General features: G+C 72.2%; 9 protein-coding genes. 4 read left to right on the top strand and 5 right to left on the bottom strand.

Annotated features, from left to right (window positions below):
• Positions 1 to 102: 102 nt before the first annotated feature.
• The gene (locus tag STRAU_RS33845; RefSeq protein ID WP_016644925.1) at positions 103 to 495 is read right to left on the bottom strand and encodes a GntR family transcriptional regulator; all 393 of its coding nucleotides are present in this window, start codon (positions 493 to 495) and stop codon (positions 103 to 105) included.
• Positions 496 to 586: 91 nt separating this feature from the next.
• On the opposite strand from STRAU_RS33845, the gene STRAU_RS33840 reads away from it, so the two are divergent.
• The 3 genes from STRAU_RS33840 (at position 587) to STRAU_RS43185 (ending at position 2,271) form a co-directional block, all read left to right on the top strand.
• A complete protein-coding gene (locus tag STRAU_RS33840) occupies positions 587 to 1,519 on the top strand; it encodes a GNAT family N-acetyltransferase (protein ID WP_016644924.1) in 933 nt (310 codons plus the stop codon).
• Positions 1,500 to 2,027: a ribonuclease FAU-1 family protein gene (locus STRAU_RS33835; RefSeq protein WP_037663684.1), complete on the top strand. Its 528-nt coding sequence runs from the start codon at positions 1,500 to 1,502 to the stop codon at positions 2,025 to 2,027. The genes STRAU_RS33840 and STRAU_RS33835 overlap by 20 nt, the downstream gene beginning before the upstream one ends.
• Positions 2,028 to 2,109: 82 nt before the next feature.
• Positions 2,110 to 2,271, top strand: coding sequence for a hypothetical protein (locus STRAU_RS43185; protein ID WP_203227501.1), 162 nt, complete (start codon positions 2,110 to 2,112; stop codon positions 2,269 to 2,271).
• Positions 2,272 to 2,295: 24 nt separating this feature from the next.
• Here the strand turns inward: STRAU_RS43185 and STRAU_RS33830 are convergent, their stop codons facing one another.
• Genes STRAU_RS33830 through STRAU_RS33815 form a run of 4 tightly spaced genes read right to left on the bottom strand, consistent with a single transcriptional unit; the run spans position 2,296 to position 5,789 of the window.
• Positions 2,296 to 2,754, bottom strand: a complete 459-nt coding sequence (locus STRAU_RS33830) for a GNAT family N-acetyltransferase (RefSeq protein WP_016644921.1) — start codon at positions 2,752 to 2,754, stop codon at positions 2,296 to 2,298.
• Complete coding sequence (locus tag STRAU_RS33825; RefSeq protein ID WP_016644920.1) at positions 2,751 to 4,259, bottom strand: tripartite tricarboxylate transporter permease; 1,509 nt, start codon at positions 4,257 to 4,259, stop codon at positions 2,751 to 2,753. Before STRAU_RS33825 ends, STRAU_RS33830 begins: the two co-directional genes overlap by 4 nt.
• A 1-nt stretch (position 4,260) precedes the next feature.
• A complete protein-coding gene (locus tag STRAU_RS33820) occupies positions 4,261 to 4,809 on the bottom strand; it encodes a tripartite tricarboxylate transporter TctB family protein (RefSeq protein WP_016644919.1) in 549 nt (182 codons plus the stop codon).
• Positions 4,806 to 5,789, bottom strand: coding sequence for a Bug family tripartite tricarboxylate transporter substrate binding protein (locus tag STRAU_RS33815; RefSeq protein WP_037663697.1), 984 nt, complete (start codon positions 5,787 to 5,789; stop codon positions 4,806 to 4,808). Before STRAU_RS33815 ends, STRAU_RS33820 begins: the two co-directional genes overlap by 4 nt.
• Positions 5,790 to 5,946: 157 nt before the next feature.
• On the opposite strand from STRAU_RS33815, the gene STRAU_RS33810 reads away from it, so the two are divergent.
• A complete protein-coding gene (locus tag STRAU_RS33810; protein ID WP_016644917.1) occupies positions 5,947 to 6,633 on the top strand; it encodes a response regulator in 687 nt (228 codons plus the stop codon).
• The last annotated feature ends 14 nt before the right edge of the window (positions 6,634 to 6,647 follow it).

Raw genomic sequence — 6,647 nt, 5'->3', positions numbered from 1 at the left:
CCCAGGCCGACGGGGCCGTCATGTGAGGGGAGGGGCAGCCTCAGGCCGACGGGACCGTCACGCCCAGCGGCACCCCGCCCGCCCGTGGCACCCCCGTACGGATCAGCCGGATGATCCGTACGCCGCACGCAGTGCGTCCCGTACCGCCGCCGTCGCGGCCTCCTCGGAGAGGCCGAGGCGGCGGACCCGCTCGGCGTACGCCTGCGCGGCCCCCGCCGCGCCCCGAGCGGCCGCGTCCCCCGCCGCGGCCACGAACGTCCCGTTCCGCCCCCGCGTCTCGATCACCCCGTCCTCCTCCAGCGCCCGATACGCCTTGGCGACGGTATTCGCGGCCAGCCCCAACGACTCCGCGAGCCCCCGCACGGTCGGCAGCTTGTACCCCACCGGCAGCCCACCGCCCCGCGCCTGCTCGGCGATCTGCGCCCGCACCTGCTCGTAGGGCGCGGGCACGGCCCGGCCCTCCGCACCCTCATCGATCACGATCTTCAACGTCACGCGGCGATTGTCCCGCACCCGCCAGGGAACCCGGGGAAAGCCGCGAAAAAGGAGAGGCGACCCGCGGCGCACCACGCGTACCGTCCGCCCCATGACGGAAGTACTGGTCCGCGCCCTGCGCCCCGCCGACCCGGCGGACACCACGGCCTTCGCGGCGGTCCGCCGCGCCTGCCTGCCCGCGATGCTGGCCACGTCCGCCTCCGTGGCGTACGACGCGGCGCACGCCCATCCCGACGCGCACTACCTCCAGTTGGTCGCGGAGACCGACGGCGAGGTGATCGGCACCGCGCAGACAGGCATCGCGTTCGACAGCCCGGAGCCGGGCCAGGGCTCCGCCAACATCTACGTCCACCCGGAGCGCCGCGGCATCGGCGCGGGCTCGCTGCTGCTGCGCACGGCGGAGGAGCACCTGGCGGGCAAGGGCGCGACGACGCTCTACTCGTGGGTCCTCGACACCCCGGAGAACCGCGCGTTCGCCACCCGCCGCGGCTACCGCGCGAGCCGCTCCGCGCACTTCCTCCGCCTGGACCTGGCGAAGGGCGACCTGCCGCCCCGCCCGCCGCTCCCGGCCGGCGTCGAACTGCGCACCGGGGCCGACTTCGCCGCCGACCCGCGCCCGTTCTTCGACCTGGACGCGGAGACGGCCGCGGACGAACCGAGCGACGTGGCGGCCGAGTTGACCGACTACGAACACTGGCTCGCCGAGACCTGGCAGCACCCGCTGATGAACCACGAGCTGACGACCGTCGCCGTGGTGGACGGGCGGCCCGCCGCGTTCAGCATGGCCCGTACGGACGACGCGTCCCGCTACGCCAGCGGCATGACGGGGACGGCCCGCGCCCACCGCGGGCGGGGCCTGGCCAAGCTCGCCAAGAACGACTCGCTGCACCGGGCGCGGGCCGCCGGGTACACGGAGGCGTTCACGGGCAACGACGCGGGGAACGCGCCGATGCTCGCGATCAACGACTGGTTCGGCTACCGGATCTGTGACACGGAGGTACGTCATGTCCGCACCCTCGGCTGAGACTGCCGACGCGGAGGCCGTGGAGGTCGTCCTCCGCAAGGCGGGCCGCACGAAGATCCGCTACCCCGCCCGGCTCCTCGCGGACGACGGCACCCGCGTCACCGTCCGCGCGCCCTGGGCGGGCGCGGGCGCCCGGGACTTCGGCTTCGTGCGCTTCGAGCCGGGCGACGTGTTCGTCGAACACTTCTGGCGGGACCGCTGGTACGCCGTCAAGGAGGTGTACGCCCCCGACGGCTCCCTCAAGGGCTGGTACTGCGACGTCACCCGCCCGGCCACCCTCGCCGACGGCGTCCTCACGGTGGAGGACCTCGACCTGGACCTGTGGTGCTCCGCGGACCGCACGACCATCCTCCGCCTGGACGAGGACGAGTTCGCAGCGAGTGCCTTGCCGACAGCGGATCCGGCCGCGGCGGCCGCGGCCCGCCGGGCCCTGGACGACCTGGAACACCTGGCGAGAACCGCCGGCCTCGACCGGGCCCTGGGCCTCACCCGCCCGGCGGCGCGATGAGAAATGCGCCCCGGACCGGTCCGCTCCTGTGTCACCGGGCCGTTCGGTGGGTACGGCAGGACGAACAGGCAGGGAGGCCGTCATGCGCCGAGTGACCGTGCACAAGACCGTCGTGAAGTCCGCCGCCCGCCGGGCGCGGGAGAGCCGGGAGGCCCTGGAGGGCCGGGAAGGCGCGGACCGGCGGGCCCGGGAGCGGCCCGAGGTCCGCAGAGACGTCCAGCGTGTCTGGTGGCCCACCGAGTAACCGGGCCGGCCGTCCGCTTCTGCTTCAGTTCGTGAGCCGCTTGCGGTAGTGGAAGCGGTCGTAGATTCCCTCTACGCGCCGCTCCACGAATTCGTATCCGTACCGGGGATAGATCTTCTGGTTCTCCCACATCATCGCGTTGGTGTAGAGCCGGATCTCGGGCAGCGCGAGGGCACGGGCGTGCGCGTCCACGAAGGACAGCAGGCGGCCGCCGAGTCCCCGGCCGGCCGCGTCGGGGTGGACGGCGATGTTGTCCAGGTAGAGGTGGTCCTCGTAGGCGTAGAGGACCACCAGGCCGACGACCGCGCCCTGCGCGTCCTCGGTGACGTACACCCGCCCCTCCGCCACGTTCTGCGCGTGGTCCGACTCCATGGGGGCGGGCACGCGGCCTATGCGGGCGATGTAGTGGTGGTACGCCGCGTCGGTGACCGCCTTCACGGCGGGCACGTCGGCGGCTTCGGCGAGGCGGATCCCGTGCGTCATTCCGTCACGTTACGACGGGACTTCAGCACCCCGCGCGCCAGTTTCCGCAGCAGCGGCCACAGCACGATCAGCGCGACCACCACGTACACGGACACCGAGAACGGCGTGTCCACCAGGCCGCTGACGCTGCCGTCGCTGATCTGCAGGGCGCGGCGGAGCTGTTGCTCGGCGTTGGGACCGAGGATGACCCCGATGACGGCGGGCAGGACGGGCAGTCCATAGCGCCGCATGCCGAACCCGATCAGGCCGATGACCAGCAGGATGACCAGGTCCAGCGCCTCACCGCCGACCGCGTAGGCGCCGACGGCCGCGAAGAAGAGGATGCCCGCGTAGAGGTAGGGGCGCGGGATGCGCAGGAGCTTCGCCCAGAGGGGGGCCAGCGGCAGGTTCAGGGCCAGGAGCAGCACCATGCCCACGAAGAGGGACGCGATCAGGCCCCACACCAGCTCCGATTCGCGCTCGAAGAGCAGCGGGCCCGGCTGGATGCCGTACTGCTGGAACGCGGCCAGCATGACGGCGGCGACGGCGGTCGTGGGCAGGCCGAGGGTCAGCATCGAGACGAGGGTGCCCGCGGCCGACGCGGAGGACGCCGATTCGGGTCCCGCGACGCCTTCGATGGCGCCCTTGCCCCATTCGTCCTTGTGCTTGGAGAGGCGTTTCTCGGTGACGTACGAGAGGAAGGTGGGGATTTCCGCGCCGCCCGCGGGGATCGCGCCGAACGGGAAGCCGATGAGCGGGCCGCGCAGCCAGGACTTCCAGGTGCGCTTGACGTCCTGCCTGCCGAGCCAGGGGCGGCCCACGGGGATCGCCCGGCCGGAGGTGCGGCGCAGATGGGCGGCCACCCACAGCGCCTCGCCGATCGCGAACAGCCCCACCGCGACGATCACCACGTCGATGCCGTCGGCGAGCTGGAGCGAGCCGAAGGTCAGGCGCTGCTGGCCGGTCATCTGGTCCAGGCCGACCAGGCCGAGGGTCAGGCCGATCAACAGAGACGCCAACCCCCGTATACGAGAAGAGCCGAGGACCGAGGTCACCGCGATGAACGCCAGGACCATGATGGCGAAGTAGTCGGGGGCGCCGATGTCCACGGCCAGCTCGGCGACCTTCGGGGCGAGCGCGACAAGGAGGATCGTGCCGATCATGCCGCCCGCGAAGTGGCCGATGGCCGCGGCGGCGAGTGCCTGCGCGCCACGGCCGGACTTGGCCATCGGGTTGCCCTCCATGGCGGCCACGACCGCGGCGCTCTCCCCCGGCGTGTTCAGGAGGATCGATGTCGTCGAGCCGCCGAACATCGCGCCGTAGTAGATGCCCGCGAACATGATGAACGCGCCGGTGGGTTCGAGCCCGTACGTCACCGGCAGCAGCAGGGCGACGGCCATCGCGGGGCCGATGCCGGGCAGCACGCCGATCGCCGTGCCGAGGAGCACGCCGACGGCGGCCCAGAGGAGATTGATCGGCGTCAGGGCCGTACCGAAGCCGTCCATCAGGGAGTTGAAGGCGTTCATGTCACAGCACTCCCATCAGCGGGCCACCGGGGAGCGGCACTCCGAGCAGGTTGTTGAAGACGGCGTACGTGACCAGGGAGAGCCCGGCCGCGATGAGCGGGTCGCGGTGGACGGCACGGCTGCCCAACGCATAGGCCGCGCCCCAGAAGAGGAGGGCGCCTGCGACGGGGAAGCCCACCGGCTCGATGAGGACGGCGGTGGCGAGGAAGACTCCGGCGAGCAGCAGCACGGTGCGCCAGTCGGCGGGTTCGGACAGGTCGATGTCCTCGCCGCCCTCGGCCTCCCCGCGGCCGCCGCGCAGCACGTCGACCGCGAGCAGGACGGAGACGGCGAGCAGCCCGATGCCGACGGCGACGGGCACGGTCCTGGGCCCGATCGGTCCGCGCTGGGCGATCTCGACGTCCATGGTGAGGGCGTCGGTGAGGACGACGACGCCAAGGGCGAGCAGCATGACGCAGACGCCGAGTTCGGAGTGCTCGCGCAGCCAGGTCCGCCAGTTGCGGGGCTCGGGGGCTTCCTCGGTACGTCCGGTGGGCTCGGTCGTCGTCACAGCCCCAGCTCCTTCAGTACGGATACGACGCGTTTGTCCTGGGCGTCCAGGAAGTCGCCGAACTTGTCGCCGGTGAGGAAGGCGTCATCCCAGCCGTTCTTCTTCAGGGATTCGCGCCACTCGGGCGAGTTGTGGAGCTTGCGGATGAGGGCGGTGAGCTTGTCGCGTTCGGCGTCGGAGAGGCCCGGTGGCGCGACGATGCCGCGCCAGTTGGTGAAGTCCACGTCGTAGCCGGACTCCTTGAGGGTGGGCCCGTCGAGTCCCTTGACCCGCTTCGGTCCGGTGACGGCGAGCAGCCGCAGTTCGCCGGACTTGATCTGGTCCAGGTACTCGCCGACGCCGGAGACGCCGAAGGCGACCTTGCTGCCGAGGATCGAGGCGAGGAGTTCGCCGCCGCCGTCGAAGGGCACGTAGTTGACGTCCTTGGGCGGGATCCCGGCGGCCCGGGCCATCAGCATCGGCGCGATGTGGTCGGGCCCGCCGGGCGAGGAGCCGCCGCCGACGGGCATCTTGCCCGGCTTCTTCTTCCAGGCGTCGACGAGCTGCCCGATGGTCCTGTACGGGGAGTTCTTCGACACCACGACGACGTCCTGTTCCTCGGTGAGGCGGGCGATCGGGGTGGTGTCGGCGAGGGTCTTGGGGGCGTGGTTGGAGCGGGCGGCGCCCACCACGCCGAGGCCCATGGACATGGCGAGCTTGCCGTTGCCGTGCTCGCCCACGAGGCGGCTGAGGCCGACGGTGCCGCCGGCGCCGGGCAGGTTGAACACCTCGATGTTGTGGGTGAGCCCGGCGTCCTCCGCGTTCTTGGCGGCGGTGCGGGCGGTGATGTCGTAGCCACCGCCGGGGGTGTTGGGGACCATGAGGCGCAGGCCGGGGATCTTGGTGCCGGTGTCGTCGCCGCTGCCCGTGGTGAGCAGCGGCGGCCCCACGAGCACGAGGAGCGCGGCGCCGCACAGGGCCAAGGGGGTGCGTAGTCGCACGGGTACCACCGCCTGTCTGAGCGGATACGGGTGTGAAGTGGCCCACATGTTGCCCGCGCGTTAAGAACCTGTCTCCGTTCCGGAATCAACGGACGTTGTGGTCCTTGTGGTCACGCTCGTAGCCTGCGGCGACGACGAGGGGCGAGGGGGCCTGGCGATGACGAGGGTGCTGGTCGTCGACGACGACTTCATGGTCGCCAAGCTGCACAGCCGGTGCGTGGCCACGGTGGCCGGATGCACGGTGGCGGGCGTGGCGCACAGCGGGGCGGAGGCGCTGCGCGCGGCGGAGCGGCTGCGGCCCGACCTGGTCCTGCTCGACGTGTACCTGCCGGACATGGACGGCATCGCGGTGCTGCGGGAGCTCAGGGCGGCGGAGGAGCGGGATCCCGGCCGGGCGCCGGTGGACGTCCTGTTCATCACGGCCGCGCGGGACGCGGGGGTGATCCGGGCCGCGTTGCGCGCCGGGGCCCTGCACTATCTGATCAAGCCCTTCAACCAGGCGGCCCTGCAAGAGCAGTTGCGGCACGTCGCGGCCCTGCGCGCCCGCCTGGACGGCCTGGCCGAGGCCCGCCAGGAGGACGTCGACCAGATCTTCGGGCCCCGCCCGCCCGGCTCCCGCGAACTCCCCAAGGGCCTCGCCGCCCACACCGCGGACCTCGTGGAACACACCCTCCGCGCCCACCCCACCGGCCTCTCCGCCACCGAATGCGCCCAGGAGGGCAGCCTCTCCCGCGTCAGCGCCCGCCGCTACCTGGAGTACTTCGCGGGCACGGGCCGGGCGGAGGTGACGCTGCGCTACGGCGGGGCGGGGCGGCCCGAGCGGCGGTATCGGTGGGTGGGGTGACCTGATGACCTGAG

Origin of the sequence: Streptomyces aurantiacus JA 4570, from assembly GCF_000414115.1 — a bacterium.
In the GTDB taxonomy this organism is placed as follows: Bacteria; Actinomycetota; Actinomycetes; order Streptomycetales; family Streptomycetaceae; genus Streptomyces; species Streptomyces aurantiacus_A.
This window is presented reverse-complemented; position numbering and strand designations above follow the sequence as displayed.

What these genes read in the sequence shown, in the direction of transcription:
- STRAU_RS33840 (WP_016644924.1), top strand. Translation starts at nt 587, where the DNA reads ATGACGGAAGTACTGGTCCGCGCCCTGCGCCCCGCCGACCCGGCGGAC.
- STRAU_RS33835 (WP_037663684.1), top strand. Translation starts at nt 1,500, where the DNA reads ATGTCCGCACCCTCGGCTGAGACTGCCGACGCGGAGGCCGTGGAGGTC.
- STRAU_RS43185 (WP_203227501.1), top strand. Translation starts at nt 2,110, where the DNA reads ATGCGCCGAGTGACCGTGCACAAGACCGTCGTGAAGTCCGCCGCCCGC.
- STRAU_RS33830 (WP_016644921.1), bottom strand. Translation starts at nt 2,754, where the DNA reads ATGACGCACGGGATCCGCCTCGCCGAAGCCGCCGACGTGCCCGCCGTG.
- STRAU_RS33825 (WP_016644920.1), bottom strand. Translation starts at nt 4,259, where the DNA reads ATGAACGCCTTCAACTCCCTGATGGACGGCTTCGGTACGGCCCTGACG.
- STRAU_RS33810 (WP_016644917.1), top strand. Translation starts at nt 5,947, where the DNA reads ATGACGAGGGTGCTGGTCGTCGACGACGACTTCATGGTCGCCAAGCTG.